This window comes from Sphingomonas sp. SORGH_AS_0950 (genome assembly GCF_030818415.1).
GTDB lineage: Bacteria > Pseudomonadota > Alphaproteobacteria > Sphingomonadales > Sphingomonadaceae > Sphingomonas.
The window spans coordinates 3035031-3058419 of sequence record NZ_JAUTAE010000001.1 but is presented as its reverse complement, the minus strand read 5'-3'; the positions used below and the strand labels follow the sequence as shown (position 1 = coordinate 3058419).

Genomic DNA, 23389 nt, shown 5'->3' with positions numbered 1-23389 from the left:
CAAGCATTTGAATAGATGAGGAAGATGCCAAAAACAGCGTCGCCATCGATGCCGCAATGCCCGCACAGATGAACGTCTCGTAAGATTTCCGCAAGGAAAGCGTCAGAGCCTTGCCCGTATCGGCCGAAGCAATTCCGTTCCTTGCGCCGAAAGACTCCGATGCACGTCAATCCTGCCGACGCGACATTACCCGAAACCCGCCGCCTGTCCTCCGCGCAGCAATGGCGCTGGATCGGGATCGCCGCCGCCGTGCTGGTGGGTGCGCTGATCCTGATCACGGTGATCGGCAAGCTGACCCACAAGGAGGAGACGCCCCCCGCCCCGCCGCCGCCGGGTACGCTGCGCCTGTCCAGGGAGCAGCTGGCGGCGATGCCGACGGTGCGCGTCGAGCTCGGGGCCTCGGGCGACCAGACCATGGCGACGGGCGCGATCACGGTCGATGCGACCCGCTCGACCCCGGTGCTGATGCCCTATGCGGGCCAGGTCGTGCGCGTTCTGGCCGAGGCGGGCCAGGCGGTGCGCCAGGGCCAGCCGCTGCTGCAGATCAAGACCAGCGATTTCGTCGATGCGCGCTCGGGGCTGTTCTCGGCCCGCGCGGCCTATCAGAATGCGCAGGCGCAGCTGGTCGCGGCGCAGCGCAATGCCGACCGCCAGCAGCAAATCTATGAAACCGCCGGCGGCGCGCTGAAGGATTATCAGCAGGCCAAGGTCGACCTGGCCGCCGCGCAGGCGACCGCGCGCACCGCCGCCGCCTCGCTGGGTGCCGCGCGCGACAAGCTGGCGATCCTCGGCAAGTCGCAGGGCGAGATCAACCGGCTGGAGAATGTCGGCGAGGTCGCGGGCATCCACGACATCACCACGCTGCACGCGCCGATCAGCGGCGTCGTCGCCTCGCGCGATGTCGCGCCGGGGCAATATGTCTCGCAGGGCGGCGACAAGCCGGTGATGACGATCACCGACCCCTCGCGCGTCTGGCTGATCGCGCAGGTGGCCGAGAGCGATGCCGAGAATGTCCGCGTCGGCGATCCCGTCGAGGTGACGACGCCCGCCATCCCCGGCCGCGTCTTCCACGCCACCATCGACCTGGTCGGCGCCGCGCTCGACCCGCAGACCCACCGCCTGCCGGTGCGTGCCTCGATCCCCAACCCCGACAAGGCGCTGAAGCCGCAGATGTTCGCCAGCTTCGCGATCCAGCATCGGGGTGCGGGTCAGGCGATCCGCGTCCCCGCCGCCGCCGTCATCCATGAAGGCGACGCGGCGCGCGTCTGGATCATGCGGCCCGACGGCCTGCTGGTCGCGCGCGACGTGACGACCGGCGACTCGGCCAATGGGCTGGTCACCATCACGTCGGGCCTGAAGCCGGGCGAGAAGATCGTCACCTCCGGCGCGCTGTTCGTCAACGAAGCGGGGATCGGCGAGTAATGAACCGCATCGTCGACTTTGCGCTGCGTCAGCGACTGCTGATCGTCGGCCTGTTCTTCGCGATGATCGTCGCTGGCGTCATCGGTTTCATCAACCTCAACATCGAAGCCTATCCCGATCCCGTGCCCCCGATGGTCGAGGTCATCACCCAGACGCAAGGGTTGTCGGCCGAGGAGATGGAACGCAACGTCACCATCCCGATCGAGGTCCAGATGGCGGGCATCCCGCATCTGACCGCGATCCGCGCGATCAGCCTGTTCGGCCTGTCGGACATCAAGATCCAGTTCACCTACGACTATACCAACGAACAGGCGCGCCAGCAGGTCATCAACCGCCTGTCGCAGCTGCCCCCGCTGGCGGGCGGTGCACAGCCGACGCTGTCGCCGACCTCGCCGGTGGGCGAGATCTATCGCTACCGCATCTCCGCGCCCAAGGGCTATTCGGTGATGGACCTGAAGACGTTGCAGGACTGGGTGCTCCAGCGCCGGTTCAAGCGGATTCCGGGCGTGATCGACGTCACCGGCTGGGGCGGCAAGCTGCGCGCCTATGACGTGGTCATCGACCAGAACCGGCTGAACGCGCACGGCGTGACCGTGTCGCAGGTGCTGGCGGCGCTGTCCAAGAGCGACGGCAATGTCGGCGGCCAGACGATCAACTTCGGCGAACAGGCCGCGATCGTGCGCGGCATCGGTCTGATCCAGTCGCCCGACGCGATCCAGAACGTCCTGGTCGGCCAGGCGGGTGGCCAGCCCGTGCTCGTCAAGGACGTCGCCACCGTCAAGATCGGCAACGCGCCGCGCATGGGCATCGCCGGGTATAATAACGACGACGACATCGTGCAGGGCATCGTCCTGATGCAGCGCGGTGCCCAGTCGATGCCGACGATCAAGGCCGTCCAGGCCGAGGTCGCCAACATCAACGACAGCGGCATCCTGCCCCCCGGCGTCCATCTGGAGCGGATCTATGACCGTTCCGACCTGATCAACCTGACCATCCACACCGTCATGGAAAACATGGTGGTGGGCATCCTGCTGATCTTCGCGCTGCAATGGCTGTTCCTCGGCAATCTGCGCTCGGCGATCATCGTGGCGGCGACCATCCCCTTCGCGCTGGCCTTCGCGATCCTGATCCTGGTGCTCCAGGGGGAGAGTGCGAACCTGTTGTCGGTGGGGGCGCTCGACTTCGGCCTGGTCGTCGATGCCTGCGTCATCATGGTCGAGAATATCTTCCGCCACATGGTCGAACGCTCGACCGCGGTGGAGAATGGCCAGGGCCGCTATACCCTGGCCAGCCGCTTCGGCGCGGTGCTGGGCGCCTCGTCCGAGGTCAGCCGCGGTATCTTCTTCGCCGCCGCGATCATCATCGCCAGCTTCCTGCCGCTGTTCACCCTGACCGGCGTGGAGGGGCATATCTTCGGCCCGATGGCCAAGACCTATGCCTATGCCATCACCGGCGGCCTGCTCGCGACCTTCACCGTCGCGCCGGTGCTCTCGACGCTGCTCCTGCCGGACAAGCTGGCCGAGACTGAGACGTTCATCGTCGGCAAGCTGCGTGCCGTCTATGAACCCGCCGCGTCCTTCGCGCTGCGCAACAAGATCGTGACGATCGGCGGCGGCCTGCTGATGATGGGCCTCGCCATCGTCGGCGTGCGCTCGCTGGGCATCGAGTTCCTGCCGCACCTCGAAGAAGGCAATATGTACATCCGCGCCACCCTCCCCTCCTCGATCAGCCTCGAGGCGGGCGAGAAGGTGACCAACGAGGTGCGCAAGATCATCGCCAGCTATCCGGAAACCACTGCGGTCCTGTCCGCGCATGGCCGCCCGGACGACGGCACCGATGCGACCGGCTTCTTCAACATCGAATTCTTCGTGCCGCTCAAGCCCTTCGACAGCTGGCCGAGCGGAATGACCAAGGAGAAGCTGATCGAGGAACTGTCGAGCCGCCTCGCCAAGAAATATCCGGGCGTCGACTTCTCCTTCTCGCAGATCATCGAGGATAATGTCGAGGAAGCCGCCTCGGGCGTGAAGGGCGCCAATTCGATCAAGCTGTTCGGCCCCGATCTGGTCACGCTGGAAAAGCTGGCCAACCAGATCAAGGCGCAGATGGCCAAGGTGAAGGGCATCGAGGATCTCGGCGTGTTCGAGATCCTGGGCCAGCCGACCGTGCGGATCGACGTCGATCGCGCCAAGGCCGCGCGCTATGGCCTGACGCCCGACGACATCAACCAGACGGTGGCCGCGGCCATCGGTGGCCAGTCGCCCGCCGACCTGTACGAACCCGGCACCGACCGCCACTTCCCGATCATCGTGCGTTTGAAGCCCGCCCAGCGCGACTCGCTGGAATCGGTGCGCAACATCACGATCGGCGCGCCTTCGCCCGACGGCAACGGGACCATCCAGGTGCCGCTGTCCGAGGTGGCGAACGTCAAGCTGACCAGCGGCGCGTCCTTCATCTATCGCGAGCATCAGGAGCGCTATGTCCCGATCAAATTCTCGGTGCGTGGCCGCGATCTGGGCGGCGCGGTCGAGGAGGCGCGCGCGCGGATCAACCAGAATGTCCACCTGCCGCCGGGCTATCACCTGGAATGGGCGGGCGAGCTGGACAATCTGAAGAACGCGATCGCCCGTCTGGAGATCGTGGTCCCGATCAGCCTCGTGCTCATCCTGCTGCTGCTCTATGCGAACTTCGGATCGATGCGCGACAGCCTGCTCGCCTTCTCCGCGATCCCGATGGCGATCGTGGGCGGTGTGCTGGCGCTGGCCCTGACCGGCACGGCGTTCAGCATCTCGGCGGCGATCGGCTTCGTGGCGCTGTTCGGCATCGCGGTGATGGACGGCATCCTGGTCGTCACCACCTTCAACAACGCGATCGACGAGGGCGCCCCGCGCGAGAATGCGCTGGCCAACACCGTCAAGAACAGCCTGCGCCCTGTCGTCATGACCTGTCTGGTCGCGGCCATCGGCCTGCTGCCAGCCGCCCTGTCGCACGGGATCGGCAGCCAGGTGCAGAAGCCGCTGGCACTGGTCGTGGTGGGCGGCATGACGCTGGCCCCGGTGCTGATCCTGCTGGTCCTGCCGGTCCTGATCAGCCGCTATTCGACCCGCCTGCCGCTGTCGCAGCGCAAGAAGAAGCATGATCCGATGGTCGACGACCAGGACGATACCACCATCTCCGACTCTGGGGTTCCGGCATGAAGCGTTTCCTGACCCTGCCGCTGCTGGCCTGCGTTTCGGCCAGTATCTCGGGCTGCGCCGTGGGACCGCATGACCTGGACGCACATGCCAGCCTGCCGCCGCTGGCGCCTGCGCCGGTGATCGCACCCGCGACCGGCCCGGCACAGACGGTGTCCGCCACCGTCGCGCCCCAATGGTGGCATGCCTTCGGCAATGCCCAGCTCGATGCGCTGGTCGCCGAGGCGCTGGCGCACAATAACGACGTGGCCGTCGCGCAAGCCTCGCTGAAGCAGGCGCAGGAACAGGCGCGGGCGACGCGCGGCTCGCTGCTGTTCCCGCAAGGGGGCCTGAACTATCAGGCGCAGCGGACCCGCGTGTCCAACGCGCTGTCGCCAGCGGTCGCCGACCAGAACCAGCAGCTTTATACGCTGCACACCGCGCAGGTCAGCGTGTCCTATGACGTCGACGCGTTCGGCGGCAACCGGGCGCAGGTCCGCTCCGCCGCCGCACGCGCCGAGGTCGAGCGGCACCAGCTGGACGCGGCGCGGATGACGGTGGCGGCGAACCTCGTCACCGCGCTGATCGAACGGGCGAGCCTGGCCGAACAGGTCGCCGCCGCGCAGACGGCGGTACAGGTCAACCGTGACATATTGGGCGCGCTGCAACAGCGGCAGCGGCTGGGCGCGGTCGGCGCCTCGGACGTCTCGACCCAGCAGGCCGCGCTGGCGACCGCCGAGGGCGCGCTGCCCCCGCTGGTCCGTGCCGAGGCGGCGCAGCGCACCATCATCGCGACGCTGATCGGCCGCCCGGCGGGATCGGCGCTGCCGCCGCTGCCCGAGCTGGCGCAGCTGACGCTGCCGACCGAGCTGCCCGCCATCGTCCCCTCCGATCTGGTCCATCGCCGTCCCGACGTGCTGGCCGCCGAAGCCCAGTTGCGGGGCGCCGGGGCCGATGTCGGCGCCGCCATCGCTGCACGGCTGCCCAGCATCCAGCTTTCCGCCAATGCGGGCGGCTCGGCACAGAATTTCGGCGACATGTTCAAGAGCGGCAATCCCTTCTGGGCGCTGCTCGGCGGGATCACCCAGCCGCTGTTCCACGCCAATGCGCTGCGCCACCAGCAAAAGGCGGCCGAGGCGGCGCTGGAGGGTGCCAAGGCGCAGTATCGCCAGGCGGTGCTCCAGGCGTTCGGCGATGTCGCCGACTCGCTGACCGGCCTGTCCACCGACGCGCAGGCGCTCGACGCGGCGCAGCGGGCGAGCAACGCGGCGGGCCAGGCGCTGACCTTTGCCCGACGGCAGTTGGCGCTGGGCGATGTGGGCACGTTGCAGCTGCTCAACGCCACCGCAACCGACGCGCAGGCCCGGTCGCAACTGATCCAGGCCAAGGCGGCGCGCATGACCGACTCGGTCGCGCTGTTCCAGGCGGCCGGGGGGCCGGTTACGGGGTCTTGAGGGTTATGGGGGCGGATGGAGGAGTCCGCCCCACAATCCACCTCCGTTCCGCCTGAGCGAAGTCGAAGGCCAAGGGATTCGGTTCGCACAGAAGCGAAGAGAGCGCCTTCTCCAGAACGCCACCTCAACATCCTTCTGTTCCCCGGCGAAGGCCGGGGCCCAGTTGCTACATACTGGGAGGTGCGCGGCGTCGGTGCCTGGGAGGCAAGAGCGGCCCGCCGTCGATGATGGGCCGCAACTGGGCCCCGGCCTTCGCCGGGGAACGGAGCAGCATTGAGGGGGCGTTATCCCAAAGAACGCAATCTCTGCGTCCTCCGCGCCTCTGCGCGAACCGAATCCCTTGGCCTTCGACTTCGCTCAGGCTGAACGGAGAATAGGATGATGCCCAACGAAAAAGGGGAGGACCTTCGCCCTCCCCCTTGTCAGAACAACCGGGTCAGCAGGTAGAAGCCCGCCCCCATCACCGCCGAGGCGGGGATGGTGATGATCCAGGCGATCACGACATTGCCTGCCACGCCCCAGCGTACCGCCGAGGCCCGCCGGGCCACGCCCGCGCCGATGATCGAGCCGGTGATGGTGTGAGTCGTCGACACCGGAATGCCCAGCGCCGAAGCGCAGAAGATCACGATCGACCCTGCGGTCGAGGCGCTGAACCCCTGGTGCTGCGACAGCTTGGTGATGCGGGTGCCCATCGTCTCGATGATCCGCCAGCCGCCGGTCATCGTGCCCAGCGCGATCGCGACATAGCAGGAGATGGCGACCCAGTGCGGCACCTCGAACGGGCCGGACAGCCGCCCGGTCGAATAGAGGAGGACGGTGATGATCCCCATCGTCTTCTGCGCGTCGTTCAGCCCGTGGCTGAGCGAATAGGCCGCCGAGGAGACCAGATGCATCGCGCGGAAGCTGCGTTCCGCCTGTCCCGCGCTCGACCGGCGCATGGCCCAGCTGCTCGCCAGCATGACCAGCATCGCCAGCATCATGCCAAGCATCGGCGACAGAACGATGGCGAGCAGCGTCTTGTTGAGACCCGCCCACTTCACCGCGTCCATGCCCGCATGCGCCACGCCCGCGCCGACCAGCCCGCCGACCAGCGCATGGCTGCTCGACGAGGGGATGCCGCGCAGCCAGGTGATGACGTTCCAGGCCATCGCCCCGCCTAGCGCGCCGAAGATGACGGCGGGGGTGACGATGCTCTGGTCGATCAGGCCCTTGCCGATCGTCTCGGCCACCTTGTGTAGGCTGGGAAAGGCGACGGTCAGGAAATAGGCCGCGAAGTTGAAGAAGGCGGCAAAGCCCACCGCCGCGACCGGCGGCAGCAGCCGGGTCGCCACCACCGTCGCGATCGAATTGGCCGCGTCGTGCAGCCCGTTGAGATAATCGAACGCCAGCGCGACCAGGATCAGGCCGACCAGCAACGGAAAGGCGAGTTCGTGCATCTCCGACGCCTCAGGCGTGATCGATGACGATGCCGTCGATCTCGTCGGCGACATCCTCGAACGCGTCGAGGATGCGCTCCAGATGCTTGTACACTTCCTTCTCGATCACGAAGCGCAGCGTGTCGCGCTCGCCGCATTCGTCCAGCGTGCGCTTCAGGCCCGCCGCATGGATCTCGTCGGCACGCCCTTCCAGCCGGACCAGCTCTTCGGTCAGCGCGTGGAGCCGGTCGCCGTTGCGCGCGACGTCGCGCATCAGCGGCATCGCCTCGACGGTCAGCTTGGCCGCCTCGACCGCGACCGCCGCCATTTCGCGCATCTCGGGCGCGAAGCTGGTCACACGGTACAGGCCGATCGCGGTGGCGGCGGCGTGCATCTCGTCGATCGTATCGTCCAGCGAACCGATCAGCGAGGTGATCGAGGCGCGGTCGAACGGCGTCAGGAAGGTCGAGCGGACCGAGGTCAGCACATCGCGCGTGATCGCGTCGGCCTCATGCTCGCGCGCGGCGACCGCGGCGATCTCGTCGGCGGTATTGCCCTGCGCATCGAACAGCCGGACGGTGGCTTCGGCCCCCGCCAGGATGGTGGCGGCTTGCGCCTCGAACAGCTCGAAGAAATTCCCCGTCTTCGGCAGGAGGCGTTGGAACCAGGCGAACATCAGTCGGTAACCCCGATAGTGATCCGATAGCGTGCGTGTTCAGCACCCATGGCTTTGCGGGCCACGGCGGAACGCCGGACCGTCGAAATGGACCCTGGGATCGAAGCTTGCACGAACGCCGCCCCCCTGACCAGCCGAACGCCCCGCGTCAAGCAAAACACTGTTACAGCAATGTGACAGAAGCGGCATTCCGGCCCCTTCGCCGGTGGGCGACAGGCGAGGTTTCGTGGACCGCCATGGCCTGTGTTCCCCCTGCATTCCCGCCGCTCCGCCCTGTCATGGCTGCCTCCCGGCCGTTCCGGTCCGCCCCCGCAACGGCGGGCAGGACACAGTCTGGCCTGGGCACAACCTCGCATGACGGTCGCGCCATGTCGTCATGAATTTTTCATGTCCCGCTGTGCTTTTTGCGCATCAGTCCTGTCACGTAAGCGCCATAATGCACTTTTAACCGCTCGGCTTACCGGGAGAAAATCAATCGGGCGGACGGCATCGACCGATCCGCCGAGCGTGGGGAACGACATGAAATCCGTTATCAAGACCGTGGCGCTGCTGGGCGCGGCGTGGGGAACGCTGGCGGCCGTGCCCGCCTTTGCCCAGACCGCCGATCAGGCGGCGGCCACGCCGGCCGACAATGGCCCCGAACAGGGGCTGGGCGAGATCACCGTCACCGCCGAGCGCCGCTCGGAAAATCTGAACCGCGTGCCCGTGTCGGTGGGCGTGGTCAGCGGTTCGAACCTGCGCGCCTTCCAGCAGGGCGGCGAGGACATTCTGGCGCTGTCGGGCCGGGTGCCCGGCCTGTATGCCGAAACCACCACCGGCCGCATCTTCCCGCGCTTCTACATTCGCGGCCTGGGCAATATCGACTTCTATCTCGGCGCGTCGCAGCCGGTGTCGATCATCCAGGACGATGTGGTGCTGGAACATGTCGTGCTGAAGTCGAACCCGGTGTTCGACGTCGACCAGGTCGAGGTGCTGCGCGGGCCGCAGGGCTCGCTGTTCGGTCGCAACACGACTGCGGGCATCATCAAGTTCGACACGATCAAGCCCACCCAGAGCTTCCAGAGCCGCGCGACCGCCTCGATCGGCAGCTACAACACGATCAGCATGGACGCCGGTGTCGGCGGCCCCCTGATCCGCGACGTGCTGGCCTTCCGCCTGTCGGCGCTGGTGCAGCACCGCGACGATTGGGTCGACAATGTCTATTCGGGTCCCAGCGCCGACGGCACGCTGACCCCGAAGAAGGACGCGATGGGCGGCTTCACCGAGCGCGACGTCCGCCTCCAGCTGCTCTTCACGCCGACCGACACGCTGTCGTTCAACCTGTCGGGCCATGCCCGCTGGTATGACGGCACCTCGACCCTGTTCCATCGCGGCGCGATCAAGAAGGGTTCGCGCGACGTCTCGGCCGAACCGCGCGACCGGGTGGCCTATGACGAAGGGCGCGGCAATCCGCAGTCCTATGACACGCAAGGCACCTCGCTGCGCGCCGCCTGGGACCTGGGTGCGGCCGAGCTGACCTCGATCACCGCCTATGAGACCACGGCCGGTTTCAGCAAGGGCGACACCGACGGCGGCGCGGCGGCCAACTTCCCGGTCAACGGCGTGGCCAATGGCTATGGCCTGAGCATGGGCCAGGTTCGCGGGCTCGACCAGTGGACGCAGGAAGTCCGCCTCGCCTCGACCGGCAGCGGGCCGTTCAAGTGGCAGGTCGGCGGCATCTATTTCGACAGCCGCGACATCACGGACTTCTACCAGCGCGCGTTCCTGATCGGGGCGAACCCGAACAACTGGGTCCGCCTGCACGACGTCAACACCAGCTGGGGCGTGTTCGGGCAGGTCAGCTATCAGGCGACCGACCGCCTGACCCTGACCGCCGGTGGTCGCGTCAGCGAGGACACCAAGCGGACCCAGCTGCTGCGCACCGCCGACAGCGCCGCCGGCGTCTCGACCTATCGTGGTCGCCGCGACGTGCGTCTGTCGGACACCCAGCCCAGCTGGGACCTGTCGGCGCTCTATGAGGTCAATCCGAACCTGAACGTCTATGTCCGCGCGGCGCAGGGCTTCCGGGGTCCGACCATCCAGGGTCGCTCGGCGGTGTTCAACTCGGACTTCTCGACCGCCGGTTCGGAGACGAACCTGTCGTTCGAGACCGGCTTCAAGTCGAAGCTGTTCGACAACACGCTGCGTCTGAACGCCGCCGCCTTCGCGTACCGGGTGAAGAACATCCAGCTGAACGGCAACGACTCGGACGGCAACGGCGTGCTGCTCAACGCCGACAAGGCGGTCGCCTACGGTCTGGAAGCCGATGCCCAGTGGCTGCCGGTGCGCAACCTGGCGCTGTCGGCGGGTGTCAGCCTGCTGCATTCGGAAATCCGCGACCGCAATGTCAGCGTCCAGACCTGCGGCCTGAACGGCGTGATGGTCTGCACCGTGCTGAACGGCCCGGTGACGACGCGCCGCATCTTCGGGGCGAACGCGTTCTTCGTGCCGATCAACGGCAACCCGCTGCCCAACGCGCCGGAATATAACGTCAACCTGGCGGCCAAGTACGACCTGCCACTGTCCGACGGCGGCAAGGCGTTCATCTCGACCGACTGGAATCTTCAGGGCTACACCAACTTCGTCCTGTACCGGACCAAGGAGTTCACCTCGAACGGCAATTTCGAGGGCGGCCTGAGCATCGGCTATTCGGCGCCGAACGACGACTGGAGCCTGTCGGTCTTCGCCCGCAACATCACGAACGAGAAGAACCTCAAGGGCGTGATCGAGAACTATATGGCGGCCGTGTTCAACGAACCGCGCATCATCGGCATCTCGTTCAGCGGCAAGTATCGCTGATCGGCATGACCGGATGACGCGAAAGGCCCGTCCCTCCATGCGAGGGGCGGGCCTTTTTCGTTGGGCTATGTCCTCGCCCGCGCATGGCGCTCGGCATGGGCGAGCAGCATGTCGAGATCCTCGCGCGCGATGTCGAAGCTCTCATGCATGTCCGCCAGCGCCGCCTCGACATCCTCCGGCCGGATGACGGCGGCGGGCGCGGGCGGGGTCACGCCCGGTTCGTGCGGATAGCTGCGCCCCGTCGCGCGGTGGAAGAACATGCCGAGCGCCACCAGCGCGATCGAGTTGATCGCCACCGGCGCGAAGGCGAAGGAAAAGCCCGCCGCATGGATTCCCTGGCTGCCGATAACGGCGGTCAGCGCCGCCGCGCCGCCCGGCGGGTGCAGGCACCGGGCCAGCGACATGACCAGGATCGCCCCGCCCACCGCGCATCCCGCCGCCAGCGGCAGCGAAGGGATCGCATGGAACATCGCCACTCCGACCAGCGTGGACAGGACATTGCCCCCGACCACCGACCAGGGCTGCGCGAGCGGGCTGGCGGGGACGGCGAAGACCAGCACGGCGGACGCTCCCAGCGGCGCGACGATGATCGGCAGGTCGGGGCCCAGCGGGGGCAGCCCGCCACAGACGAGGATGGTCAGCGCGATGCCGATGACCGCCCCGAGACAGGCGAGCAGACGGCCGGACAGGGTGGCGCCGGCCAGCAGGGGTTGGAAGAAACGCATGGAGGCTCTGGTCGCTCAGGATGGAAAGGCGTGGAATGGCAATCGGACCTAGCCAAGAGCCTGTCCGTCGGCCACCGCCAATAACTTGCCGCGATACCAGCGGAACTTGGCGCAAGGCCCAGCCGCCTAGGGGGATCGGCATTCACGATTGCGCCTTCTTCCCCTCTCCCCTGGACAGGGGAGAGGGTTAGCGAAGCTTGCCAGCCTGCTGGCTAGCGCAGCTTGGGTGAGGGGTGGGCGCTCGCCAAAGCGAGCGCCCACCCCTCACCCAGCTCCGACTAAGCCTTTGCTCTCGCAAAGACCAAGTCTGCGCACCCCTCTCCCCTCTGCGAGGGGCGAGGGAAGGAAAGGCATCGCTGAATGGCGATCCACTCAAGAACGGGGTTGGAGTGCGCCCCTCAAACTTCGGCGAGGAAGACCACGCCCGGAATGGCGATGCTGCGGCCGGTGGCGGTCAGGCGGCCGTCCTTGCCGATCCGGAAGGCGTTCACCGTACCCGAACGCTCGTTCGCCACCAGCATCTCTCCCCGCCCCTCGCGCAGCAGGAAGAAGCGCGGCCAGTCGCCGCCGGTCGGGACATGCTGGACCGGCTCGGGATCGCCCTTGGCGTTCAGGCGGAAGACGGTGATGCTGTTCGCCCCGCGATTGGAGACATAGAGCGTCCGCCCCGCCCGATCGATCGCGATATGCGCCGCATAGGAGGGTGTGGCTGTGCCCTCGGCCAGCAGCGCCCGTTCACCCGCCGTGCGGAAGCGTCCCTCGGGCAGCGCGTCGAGGACGAACAGCCGGGGCTGCAACTCGCAGGCGACATAGGCGCGCGGCAGGGTCGGGTGGCGGACCATGTGGCGCGGCCCCGCCCCCGCCGGGGCCTGCCAGCCGATCACCGGCTCGGCGAGCGTCCGCGCGGCGGGGTCGAAGCGATAGGCGAAGATCGCATCCGCCCCCAGATCGACCGCGTGCAGCCAGCGCCGGTCGGGGCTGAACCCCACCCAATGCGCATGCGGCCCCGCCTGGCGCTCGGCATTGGGGCCATGACCCTGATGGCGAAAGACCTGCGCCTCGCCCGGCGCGCCGGTCCGCCGGTCGAGCCGATAGAAGGCGACCGAGCCGCTGGAGTAATTGGCGACCGCCAGACAGGCCGAGGACCGGTCGAGCGCGACATGGCAGGGATCGGCCCCGCCGGTCGACGCCCCGCCCCGCGACGCCCAGCCAGGGCCATAGCCGGTGACGCGCCCCTCGGCCTGTTCCCGCAACAGGTAGAAGGCGCCGCCCGGCCCGTTGCCCACGCCGTAAGAGGCGTTGACGATCCCCGCCACCGGCGGTCCCACACGGCCATCGACGATCGGATAGAGGCCCCGGCCCCCTTCATTGGCATAGGTGCCCGCGATCAGCCTGTCGCGGCCCGGCACCTGCGCCAGCACCGGCCCGATCGCCGTCCCCAGCCCGATCGCAGCCGCGCCCGCCATCACCTCGCGCCGTGTCGTCGTCATGCCGCCCCTCCCTTGTCCGCCAGCCCTTGAACGCGAAAGGGGGCGGGAAGGCAATCACTTCCCGCCCCCTCATGGGGTCACGATGCGATCAGCCGATCAGATCGCGACAACGCCGCCGTCATTCTTGGTGATGACGATCGTGGCCGAGCGCGGGCGGACCGTTGCGGCCGCGCTGCCGCTCTGGCTGTCGGGCCAGTTGCTGGTCGGCGCGGCGACGCTGCTGGCGTCCTCGCCCGGATGCTGGATGTTGACGAAGACCGAGGTGCCGTCCGGCGTCGAGTGGATGCCGGTGATCTCACACTGTTTCGGCCCCACCAGGAAACGCTTCAGCGTCACGCCCGGCGCCTTGCCGATCCGGGTGGTGACGGTCGCCGAGGCGCCGCCCGCGCTGCTGGTGACCGAACGCGTGCCGCCATCGCCGACCCGGCCGGGGATCGCGGCCAGCATCATGCAGTTGGTGACGTCGGTGAAGGCACCGTCATCGGTCTGGATCCACATCACCGGCGTCTGCTGCCCCGCGACATTGCTCGGCAGGCTGAACCACAGGCCGTCGGGCGACGAGAAGTCGTTGGTCGCGTCCAGCCCCGACAGGTTGATGTTCGTCGCATCCAGGTCCGCCCCCGCACCAAAGGCGTACACGTCCCAGGTGAAGCTGGTCGCCTCGGTCGTGTCGTTCGCTTCGCGGATGCGGATGATATGGCCGTTGCGGTTGCCGACCGAGGTCGAGGGCGGATCGACATAGGCGCGCGGATTGGCCGCATCGACCCCGGTCAGGCTGCCCGAAGCGACCGGGCGGCGCGAGGCGTTGTTGGTCAGCGTGCAATACATCTCGCCGGTCGCCGGATTGACCGCGGTCCACTCCGGCCGGTCCATCTTGGTCGCGCCCAGCGCATCGCCCGCCAGCCGCGTGTTGATCAGGACATCGGCCTGGTCGGCGAAGGGATAGACGCTGTTCGAGGCGGTCAGCCCGTTCTGACCGAACACCAACGGCATCCACGTGCCGGTGCCGTCCGCGTTGAACTTCGCGACATAGAGCGTGCCGTCGTCGAGATATTTGTCGCCCACCGCCAGACGGTCGCTGGCGCTGGCGTCCGAAGCGCTCCACGGCGTGGCCGACACGAACTTGTAGATATATTCGTTCTGCGCATCGTCACCCATGTAAAAGGCGGGGCGGACGCCCGCGATCATCCGGCCGCTCTGGCAGCCTTCATGGTTCATGCGGCCCAGCGCGGTGCGCTTGCGCGGCGTGGAATTGGGGTTGAACGGGTCGATCTCGACCACCCAGCCGAACTGGAACGGCTCGTGCCGGAAATCGGCGGTGCCGTCCGCCGCCAGCGCGGCATTGGCCGTCGCGTTCCAGCGGCGAAAGATCGTGCTCGACGAATCCGACGGCGTGACGGTCGTCCAGCCATAATTGCCCGAACGCCCCTCGCCGATGCCATAGCGGGCGAGCGAGACATTCTGCTTGGGCGTCGTGGCGGCGCGTACCGCCGCATCGCCGCTGGTGCGCCGAAAATAGCCCGCCCAGTTTTCCTCGTTGGTCAGATAGGTGTTCCACGCCATCGTGCCGTTGGCGCAGTTGTTGATCGTACCGCGCCCGCCCGTGCCATCGGTCGAATAGGCGGTCTTCAGCCAGGCATTGCCCTTTACCGGGCCGCTGAACGCCATCGGGGTGTTGGGGGTGATGCGACGGTTCAGCGCCGAGGCCTGGACATAGGTCCAGGCGCCGTTCGTGCGGGTGACCTCGACCACCGAGACGCCGTGGCACTCGATCTCCTTGATCGCCTCCGATTCGGGGCGCGGCGACGGCGTGGGGCCGTTGGCGTGGAGATAGAGCTGGGTGATGTTCTCGTGATTCAGGACGAGCAGCCCGCGCGTGCTGTTGGTCGGATCGGGGCTCGCCCCGCTGGCGGCGAGGCCGAAATAGCTCATGCCGTCATGATGGTCGCCCGCACGCTGCGCGAAATTGCTGTCGGTGCCGTTATTGGCCGCCGCCGCCACGCCCGAGGCGATCGGATCGCCCAGACGATAGAGGACGCTGACGCTATAGCCCGAGGGCACCGTCACCACGTCCGCCAGGCTGTGCGGGACGGCGGTGAAGTCGAGTGCGATCGGCGTCACCGTGATCGTCACGCTGTTGTTGGTGACCAGGCCGTCGCGGCTGGTGATCTCCAGCTTGAACGCCAGTTGGGTCGCGGTCGCCACGGCGGGCGCGCGGAACGTGGCGACGAGCTGGTTGGCGTTGGTCAGCGTGACCGAGGGCCCCGCCGTCTGGCTCCAGTTGACATTGGCGACCTGGCCGCTGCTCACCGTGCCGGTCAGCGTGACCGCGCGACCCGCCGCGACGCTGGCGGTGCTGCCCGCCGCCGTGGCGGTGACGCCCTGCGGATTCTCGTCGTCGCAGCCCGCCAGCAACATGCCGCCGAACAGCGCGGTGGTCATCGCCGACACGCCGTGGCGCAGCGTCTGGCGGCGCGACAGGCGGGTGGCGATCAGATCGCTCATATGCATGTTGGTCGAGCGGTTGGTATCGACGTCACCATCGTCATAGGCGACCATGCTATTGATATCGGACATGGAATTTCCCCCGATACCGCGTCGGGAAAGATGCGCGGCCTCGCGCCGGGCTTTGCCGCGCAACCAAGTCACACAGGCTTCACTTCCGCGTCATGACGGTGACATCGCCATGACTCCCAGATGACGCTCGCTTCATCATACCGGCCCGCTTGACTCCCCATGACGATCGGCCTAAGGGCAGCCCCGCATCCGGATGGGCTTGCCCGTTCGGATTCCGTCCTAGACAGCAGGTGCCGGGGAATATGCCCTGGCTTAATTGCCTGCCGAGACGGGGAAAAGGATTTTGCCGGTCGTGCCACTCGCTGGTCCCGTCCGGTCTGCCCCGCGTTTCTCACGCGTCGGTTGCCCATTCCCCATCGCTGGACACCCCGAGGGGTGGTCACACCCCCCGGTCAAGCAACCGGGATGACCGTTCGCGGTCGTTCCAACCATGGAGAATGGCATGGATCGCGATCAAAAGACCCAGGCCGTCGCCGAACTGAACCGCAACTTCAACGAGGTTGGCGTGGTGGTCATCACCCGCAACCACGGCATGACCGTCGCCCAGTCGACGGCCCTGCGCACGAAGATGCGGGAAGCCGGCGCGACCTACAAGGTCTCGAAGAACCGGCTTGCCAAGATCGCAGCCCAGGGCACCGACTATGCCGGTGTCGCTGACATGCTGACGGGTCCCGTCGGCATCGCCAGCTCGATCGATCCCGTGGCCGCCGCCAAGGTGGCCGTGGAATTCGCCAAGACGACCGACAAGTTCGAGATCGTCGGCGGATCGATGGGTGCGAATGTCCTTGATGTCGCAGGCGTGCAGGCGCTGGCGACTCTGCCCTCGCTGGACGAGCTCCGGGCGAAGCTGGTTGGTCTCATCGTCGCTCCGGCGACGAAGCTGGCCACCATCACCCAGGCTCCCGCGGCGCAGATCGCCCGCGTCCTCGCGGCTTATGCCGACAAGGACAAGGAAGCCGCCTGATCTTCGGGCGAATACGATTTGAACTGACACACTCGGGCCATTTTAGACGGCCCGTATTGGAGATAAGATCATGGCAGACCTGAACGCGCTGGTTGACCAGCTGAGCGAGCTGACCGTCCTCGAGGCCGCCGAGCTCTCGAAGATGCTCGAAGAGAAGTGGGGCGTCTCGGCCGCTGCGGCCGTTGCCGCTGCTCCTGCTGCTGGCGGCGCTGCTGCTCCGGCCGCTGAAGAGAAGACCGAGTTCGACGTGATCCTCACCGGCGACGGTGGCAAGAAGATCAACGTCATCAAGGAAGTCCGTGCGATCACCGGCCTGGGCCTGACCGAAGCCAAGGCGCTGGTCGAAGGCGCTCCGAAGCCCGTCAAGGAAGGCATTGCCAAGGACGAGGCCGAGAAGATCAAGAAGCAGCTCGAAGAAGCCGGCGCGACCGTCGAGCTCAAGTAATCGGCTGCGGGGGCAACCCCGCACCCGTTCGCTTGGCGAGCTAAAGAAAGGGCGGCCCCTTTGCGGGGGTCGCCCTTTTCTTTGGCTCAGGCCCTATCCCGCCATCCGGCTCCACGGCCGCGGGGACCGCATGTCCAGCCGACAGACGTGCCGCAGCCCATGCGCCCGGACATAGGCGCGCGCCCGCGCATCATAATCGGGCGCCTTTGGATCGGCGAAATGCCAGTCGGGCGGATTGAAGGTCGAGAAGCCGTTGATCGTCGGCACCCGCCACCGCTCCGCCAGGAACATCGCATCGACATTGTGCGGATAGAGCGCGTTGAGCTCGGCATTGATATAGAGCGGCTCGTTCACCCGCGTCGCGACGACGTAGAAGACCGCGCAGTCGCGAGGCGGCGCGGGGATGGCCGCCAGCGCGTCGTGATGGACGGCATGGCTGATCTGGTTGGGCGTCTCCGCGCTCAGATTCTCGGCGACCAGCAAGGCGACGATCCCCGCCAGCCACCAGGGACGCGTGGCCGCCAGCCGCGCCGCCTGCTCGCGCCACGCCGCCAGGACGATCAGCAGGAACGGCAGGCTCAGCCATAGTTGATAGCGCGACACGGTGCGCAGCCCCTTGGCTCCCGGCACCAGCCAGAAGACGAGGTTCCAGGGCGACGCCACCCAGAATTGCAGCGTCAGCGCCCAGGCGACGATCATCGCGAGCGCAAAGGCGCGCCACGCCACCGGGCGCCTCCCCCGCGATCCCGATCCGCCGCCGTACCACGATCCGCCACGCCGCGACGAGCAGCAACGCGCACAGCAACGGCGGGAACCCCGCCTCATGCTCGCCGCCCAGCACCCGCCCGGGCAATAGCGGGTCGTCGGGGAACAGCGCGTGCAGCAGCGAGAACAGCGGGCGGAAGAGCCAGCCCCACAGATAATTGCCCGGCCCGACATTGATCATGTCGATCCCCGGCGTCACCAGATAGCCGAGCATCTCATAATAGCCCTCACCCCCCGTCTCGCGCAGCTTGGGCAGATAGACGGCCAGGAAGGGCAGGATCAGCACGGCAAAGGCACCGCCGCCCCAGGCCAGCGTCCCGCCATGTCGCCGGACCAGCCCGGCCAGCGCGGCGGGCCTGGCGTTCCCGCTCAGCATCGCCCAGCAGAGCACGAACAGACAGGCGGAAAAAATGGTGAACCAGGCCATGTAATAGGAGGTCAACAGCCACGCCGCCATCAGCGCCGCCAGCGCGACCGCCCGCCAGCGCGCAGCGATGCCATCGCCGCGTCCCTCGGCGCGGACGCAGCCTATCGCCAGGATCATCGCCACCGGCAGCAGCGCGACGCTCTGCAACTGGGCATGGACGGCCTGGAGGTGGATATTGCTGGCGATGCTCCAGAGCAGCGCCACCAGCAGCGCGCTCCCCCGCCCCCAGTCCAGCGTCCGCTTCACCAGATGATAGGCGGCCGCGAACCCGATCGTCTTGAAGGTCAGGATGTTGAGCGTGTCGGCATGGAACGGGTCCGCGACCAGCCGCCAGACCGAATAGGACAGGCCATAGAGGAAATAACCGTCATTATAGCCCAGCGAGCCGCCATAGGGATGGAAGTAGAAGGCCGCATCCCAGGGCGACACGCCCGACAGGACGTTGCGCCAATGTTCGAGAATGGTCATCTCGATCAGCGCATCCCCCCGCTCGCCAAAGCCCAGATCGAAGCCGCTCGCGATCACCCTGCGAAAGAAGATCGCCATGGCCAGCGCATAAGTGGCCACCCAGGCCATCACGTCGCCCGTAACCGGGGCCCATGACGGGAAGGAAAGCGAAACGCGGGCGTCATGCGGGCGGGAAAGGGCCATGGCTGCCGCCTATGGCCAGCCCGAGCCTCTGTCGAGCCTTCGCCCGCCGCCGCGCAAGGCCCCGTTCCCGCCGCGCGCATACAGCCGCCATATTCCTTGCGCTTGCCCAAAGACTTAACCGGCGATCCCGGGTTTCCTCCACGTCCACCGCTTCTCGTTTTCCACGGCAATAGAATGGCCTGGCTGTCGGTGTCGGGCGCGGGGGGATCGCCAATCCTTCGGCACCTTGCGCCGATGCTCGATATCGGTTGTGATACCGGACCGGATGAGAGGGGGATCGCAATGAACATTCTGGCCTTGGGACTGGCCGTCGCGGGAATCGGCATGACACCGACGGCCTCCGCCCAGGATGCGCCGCTACGCCACCTGGTCGAGCGCTTCGAGACGGCCCGGAGCCTGTTCGACCCCGCTGCGCTGGCCGACACGCTGGCCCCCGATTATGAGGAAATCTCGCCGATCGGCGATGTCGATTCCCGCACCCAGGTGCTGGGCTTCTATGCGCCGACCGCCAAGACCCCGGTGCCGCCCATCACGACCGATGACGTCGTCGTCAGAGCACAAGGGCCGGTCGCGCTGGTCACCGCCAGGCGATCGATCACCTTTCCCAACGGCACGACCCGCGCAGTTCGAGCCCGCTATGTCGCGCGACTGGACCGCGGCCAGTGGCGACTGATCTCCACGCAATATACGCCGATCCCAGCGGCCAAGACGCCTTGACCGGGCGATCGCGATGGGGACGCCGTGCGCCGAGTTCCCGGCCACAGCAGGATGACAAGAGATCGCCGGGGATGGGGCGCCTCCGCAAGCGTGGGGTTCGCGGCGATGCCCCGCCCCACCTCAAGGGGCTCGCATCAACTCAACGCCATATCACTATGCCCCGGGTCGTATCATCATTCCGCCCCGCCTATCCTTCCCTCTCCTCTCCGTGATGCGAAAGGGTCGCAAGACTAAGTTGAGAATCCATACGAGTTGATGGAATGTTGTCAATTGGCGCTTCCGATGAGTTTGGACAGGAACGGCAATGGCACGGCATCTGTTTTGGCTATCTGACCCGGCGTGGGCGGCGATCGAGCCGCATCTCCCGCATGGTCGCCCCGGCAAGCCTCGAGTCGATGATCGGACGGTGATCTCGGGCATTCTGCATGTACTCAAGACAGGCTGCCGGTGGCGTGATGTTCCGGCGGCTTATGGACCGCCGACCACTATCTACAATCGCTATAACCGATGGGCGTCGCGCGGCATCTGGCAGCGGTTCTTCGAGATGATCGCTGGCTCGGGGCCAGTGCCGGATGAATTGTCGATCGACAGTACGCATGTGAAGGCCCACCGCTCGGCGGCAGGCTCAAAAAGGGGGAGTGGCAAGAAGCGATCGCCACGCTCCTGGAACGCCATGGGCCCGTGGAACGCGTAGCGATCGAGACCGGCCGGATGACGCCGTGGGTCGCGCGGAGCCTGCACGCGCTGGGCGTCACGATCGTGTGCGTCGATGCACGGCAGGCCCACCAGAGCCTCAAGGCGATGAAGGGGAACAAGACTGATCCGCATGATGCGGCGGGCCTCGCACAGTTGACCCGGACCGGCTTCTAAAAGCAAGTGCACGTCAAATCGCCGATGTCGCATGGCGTCCGCTCGGTAATCACCGCCCGCGCGCACCTAGTCGAAGCTCGTGTCCGGCTCGACAACACCATCCGTGGGCTCTGCGCCACCTTCGGGATCAGGCCGGGGGCTGGCCAGGGCGAGCGGTTCCTCGCGCGGGTGCAAGCCGCCATCGCTGTCCCGGGTCTCGGCGAGGCGGTGGCCGCGCTGCTCCGGGCGCGGGTCGACCTAGGTGTTTAGTCCCGGGGAGTGGCGGTACGGATCGATTTTGAATCGGCTCGGGTTTTCTGTCCAGATGCGTGCGACATATTCGTAGGGTGTGAGGCCGCGGAGCGTCTTTAACCGGCGGGCATGGTTGTAGGCGTCGATGAACAGCTGGAGGTGCTGTCGAAGCTGGTCATGGCTGTCGTAGTGATAGCGTTTGACCGTTGCGTCCTTGATGGTGCGGTTCATCCGTTCGACCTGGCCGTTGGTCCAGGGATGGTTTGGCTTGGTGAGCCGATGCTCGATCTCATGCCGCCAGCAGGCGCGATCGAAGGGATGGCCGCGCAGGCGTGCCGTGGGTCCGTCACGGTTCTTCGGCAGGTCTGCGAACTGGATGCCGTTGTCGGTCAGCACGGTGTGGATGTCATAGGGCATCGCCTCGACCAGCTCGTCGAGGAAGGCGACGGCCCCGGCAACGTTGGCCTTGTCCTTGAGCCTGGCAAAAGCGAGCTTCGAAGTCCGGTCGATGGCGACGAACAGGTAGAGCTTGCCTTCCCCGGTGCGGACCTCTGCGATGTCGATGTGGAAGTAGCCGATCGGGTAGGCCTTGAACTTCTGCCTGGCTGGTTGATCGCCATCCACCTCGGGCAACCGGCTGATCCCAGGCCGCTGCAGGCAATGGTGTAGAGCGGAGCGGGTCAGGTGCGGGATCGTCGGCTGAGGCCGTAGAGACAGTCCCCCGCCTACGCGGGGGCAGGCTAACGGCAGCAGTGTGTGGCGCCGGAACGCCACGATCATCGCTTCCTCCTCGATCGTGAGGACGGTGGAATGAATGGCCTTCGGCCCCATCGGGGCATCGCTGACGCTCGCTCTCTTGCGCCACTTCTGCACGGTGGTCGGGCTAATCCCGTGTCGTCGCGCCAGCGCCCTTACGCTCTCTTCACTCCGCTGTATCGCTCGACGGACTGCCTCCGTCGTGCGGGCGCTCCCGTGTAGAACCTGCGCCATTGCTCCTCCCGCCATGCATGATGGTCAAACGTACCACCACACTGCGGGATCAAACACCTAGGTTCTGTCTGCATTTAGCGTATCCAGATCATGGCGCATGCGAGATGGACGAATCCCATGAAGGCGGAGATCGTCTTCTCGCAGCGCAGCGCGATACGACGGAAGCGTTTGAGTTTGTTGAAGAAGCACTCGATCTGGTGGCGCTCTTTGTAGAGCCGCCAGTCGATTGCCGGCTTTCGGGTCCGGCTGGGATTAGCCTTGATCTGCGCCGTTGCGCCGAGATCATCGGCAATGAAGATGCGCAGCGGATCGGCATCGTAGGCAGCATCGGCGATGACATGACCGACGCTACGCAGGCCTTTCAGCAAATCCAGCGCCTGGGGAGCGTCGCCACGTTGCCCCGGCGTCGGGTGAATACGGATCGGCAGTCCGATGGCGTCGACGGCCGCGTGTAGCTTGGTCGTCAGTCCGCCACGCGAACGGCCAATCGCGGCAGCTTCAGCCCCCCTTTTGCGCCGCTTGCATCGGCATGGACCTTCGAGATCGTGCTGTCGATCAGGACGTATTCGAAGTCCGGTGTGTCGGCCATCGCATGGAACAGCTTTTCCCAAACGTCAGCGTGCGACCAACGGCGGAACCGCGCATGGACCCCACTCCATTTGCCGAACGCCTCCGGCAGATCACGCCAGCGTGCTGCATTGCCCGCCATCCACAAAATCGCATCCACGAACAGCCTATTATCGACCCCGCTACGCCCACGCAGTCCATCCCGCCCAGGAAGATGTTCCGCAATCCGCTCCCATTGCTCGTCCGTCAGCGTGCGTCTGCTCATGATCTGGTTCCTTCGCCAGCCTTGAATCAGAACTCACCGACAATGGGAATCCTCAAATGCAGACAGGACCTAGAGCGGTTTGCGATCGAAGGGATTCAGAAGCTAAGCAAGTTCTGATTCAAGTTGCTGGCCGGATGGAGGCTGGCTGGGATGACTAGAGTCGGACTCGTCTGAGTTGAATCGGTTGGGGATTCCCCTTGCGCCTGAAATCTGATTCAAACTGTCTGCCGTGCGGAGGTCGGCAGGTGTGGGTTGAGCTTATTCGGATGATCTGCGTGAGCGGGTAGCGGCATCGGTTCTGGGTGGTCGGTCGTGTCGGGCGACGGCTGAACTGTTCGGCGTCAGCGTGGCGAGTACGGTGAAGTGGTCGCAGCGATGTCGGACGACGGGCAGCGCGACGGCGCGACCGCTGGGGCGCAGACAGCCCGTTCGCTGGCCGCCGAGCGGGCGTGGCTGCTGGAGCGGCTGGCGAGCAAGCCAGACGTGACGTTGCGCGGCCTGGTGGCGGAACTGGGTGAACGAGGCGTGGTGACGAGCTACGGTTCGGTGTGGCGGATCGTGCGCGAGGCCGGGATCACGTTCAAAAAAGACGCTGATCGCCCGCGAGCAGGATCGGCCAGCGATTGCCAGGCGCCGCACGCAATGGCGCAAGTATCAGGGCCGGATCGATCCGCGTCGGCTCGTCTTCATCGACGAAACCTGGGCCAAGGGGACTGTCAGGAATTTTGTG

Annotated in this window: 17 protein-coding genes and 1 pseudogene; 10 read left to right on the top strand and 8 right to left on the bottom strand. The window is 66.5% G+C overall.

Going from position 1 to position 23389, the window contains the following annotated elements:
- The first annotated feature begins 159 nt into the window (after positions 1–159).
- Genes QE385_RS13660 through QE385_RS13650 form a run of 3 tightly spaced genes read left to right on the top strand, consistent with a single transcriptional unit; the run spans position 160 to position 6046 of the window.
- The gene (locus QE385_RS13660; RefSeq protein WP_307104729.1) at positions 160–1422 is read left to right on the top strand and encodes an efflux RND transporter periplasmic adaptor subunit; all 1263 of its coding nucleotides are present in this window, start codon (positions 160–162) and stop codon (positions 1420–1422) included.
- A complete protein-coding gene (locus QE385_RS13655) occupies positions 1422–4616 on the top strand; it encodes an efflux RND transporter permease subunit (RefSeq protein WP_307102706.1) in 3195 nt (1064 codons plus the stop codon). Before QE385_RS13660 ends, QE385_RS13655 begins: the two co-directional genes overlap by 1 nt.
- Positions 4613–6046: an efflux transporter outer membrane subunit gene (locus tag QE385_RS13650; protein WP_307102704.1), complete on the top strand. Its 1434-nt coding sequence runs from the start codon at positions 4613–4615 to the stop codon at positions 6044–6046. Before QE385_RS13655 ends, QE385_RS13650 begins: the two co-directional genes overlap by 4 nt.
- Before the next feature lie 422 nt (positions 6047–6468).
- Here QE385_RS13650 and QE385_RS13645 read toward each other — a convergent pair whose 3' ends face one another.
- Positions 6469–7482 (bottom strand): inorganic phosphate transporter, encoded by a 1014-nt coding sequence (locus QE385_RS13645; protein WP_307102701.1) that lies wholly within the window; start codon positions 7480–7482, stop codon positions 6469–6471.
- A gap of 10 nt (positions 7483–7492) precedes the next feature.
- Complete coding sequence (locus QE385_RS13640) at positions 7493–8137, bottom strand: DUF47 domain-containing protein (RefSeq protein WP_307102699.1); 645 nt, start codon at positions 8135–8137, stop codon at positions 7493–7495.
- A 519-nt stretch (positions 8138–8656) separates the two neighbouring features.
- Here QE385_RS13640 and QE385_RS13635 point away from each other — a divergent pair.
- Entirely contained in the window at positions 8657–10975 is a 2319-nt protein-coding gene (locus tag QE385_RS13635; protein ID WP_307102698.1) for a TonB-dependent receptor, read from the top strand.
- Between the two features lie 65 nt (positions 10976–11040).
- Here the strand turns inward: QE385_RS13635 and QE385_RS13630 are convergent, their stop codons facing one another.
- The 3 genes from QE385_RS13630 to QE385_RS13620 form a co-directional block, all read right to left on the bottom strand.
- The gene (locus QE385_RS13630; RefSeq protein ID WP_307102696.1) at positions 11041–11700 is read right to left on the bottom strand and encodes an HPP family protein; all 660 of its coding nucleotides are present in this window, start codon (positions 11698–11700) and stop codon (positions 11041–11043) included.
- A gap of 398 nt (positions 11701–12098) precedes the next feature.
- Complete coding sequence (locus QE385_RS13625) at positions 12099–13190, bottom strand: lactonase family protein (protein ID WP_307102694.1); 1092 nt, start codon at positions 13188–13190, stop codon at positions 12099–12101.
- A gap of 96 nt (positions 13191–13286) precedes the next feature.
- Positions 13287–15767 (bottom strand): PhoX family phosphatase, encoded by a 2481-nt coding sequence (locus QE385_RS13620; RefSeq protein WP_307102692.1) that lies wholly within the window; start codon positions 15765–15767, stop codon positions 13287–13289.
- 442 nt (positions 15768–16209) lie between these two features.
- On the opposite strand from QE385_RS13620, the gene rplJ reads away from it, so the two are divergent.
- On the top strand, positions 16210–16731 hold the full coding sequence (gene rplJ, locus QE385_RS13615) for a 50S ribosomal protein L10 (protein ID WP_007403805.1): 522 nt from the start codon (positions 16210–16212) through the stop codon (positions 16729–16731).
- 70 nt (positions 16732–16801) lie between these two features.
- Positions 16802–17176: a 50S ribosomal protein L7/L12 gene (gene rplL, locus QE385_RS13610; protein WP_007403895.1), complete on the top strand. Its 375-nt coding sequence runs from the start codon at positions 16802–16804 to the stop codon at positions 17174–17176.
- Positions 17177–17366: 190 nt separating this feature from the next.
- Here rplL and QE385_RS13605 read toward each other — a convergent pair whose 3' ends face one another.
- Positions 17367–19019, bottom strand: coding sequence for a hypothetical protein (locus QE385_RS13605; RefSeq protein WP_307102689.1), 1653 nt, complete (start codon positions 19017–19019; stop codon positions 17367–17369).
- 282 nt (positions 19020–19301) lie between these two features.
- Here QE385_RS13605 and QE385_RS13600 point away from each other — a divergent pair, with 282 nt between their 5' ends.
- From QE385_RS13600 to QE385_RS13590, 3 genes are all read left to right on the top strand, one after another.
- Positions 19302–19736 (top strand): nuclear transport factor 2 family protein, encoded by a 435-nt coding sequence (locus QE385_RS13600; RefSeq protein WP_307102687.1) that lies wholly within the window; start codon positions 19302–19304, stop codon positions 19734–19736.
- 304 nt (positions 19737–20040) lie between these two features.
- Positions 20041–20430, top strand: a complete 390-nt coding sequence (locus QE385_RS13595; protein WP_307102685.1) for an IS5 family transposase — start codon at positions 20041–20043, stop codon at positions 20428–20430.
- On the top strand, positions 20418–20606 hold the full coding sequence (locus tag QE385_RS13590) for a hypothetical protein (protein WP_307102683.1): 189 nt from the start codon (positions 20418–20420) through the stop codon (positions 20604–20606). Before QE385_RS13595 ends, QE385_RS13590 begins: the two co-directional genes overlap by 13 nt.
- Positions 20607–20843: 237 nt before the next feature.
- Here QE385_RS13590 and QE385_RS13585 read toward each other — a convergent pair whose 3' ends face one another.
- Both QE385_RS13585 and QE385_RS13580 read right to left on the bottom strand, forming a co-directional pair.
- On the bottom strand, positions 20844–21827 hold the full coding sequence (locus QE385_RS13585; RefSeq protein WP_307102681.1) for an IS481 family transposase: 984 nt from the start codon (positions 21825–21827) through the stop codon (positions 20844–20846).
- Between the two features lie 74 nt (positions 21828–21901).
- Positions 21902–22659, bottom strand: a protein-coding gene (locus QE385_RS13580) for an IS5 family transposase (protein ID WP_307102679.1) whose coding sequence is annotated in 2 segments (ribosomal slippage) — positions 21902–22341 and positions 22341–22659 — 759 coding nt in all. Because the reading frame shifts where the segments join, the coding sequence is not laid out codon by codon here.
- 271 nt (positions 22660–22930) lie between these two features.
- Here QE385_RS13580 and QE385_RS13575 point away from each other — a divergent pair.
- Positions 22931–23368: pseudogene (locus QE385_RS13575) on the top strand (IS630 family transposase); the annotation flags it as partial.
- Positions 23369–23389 lie beyond the last annotated feature (21 nt).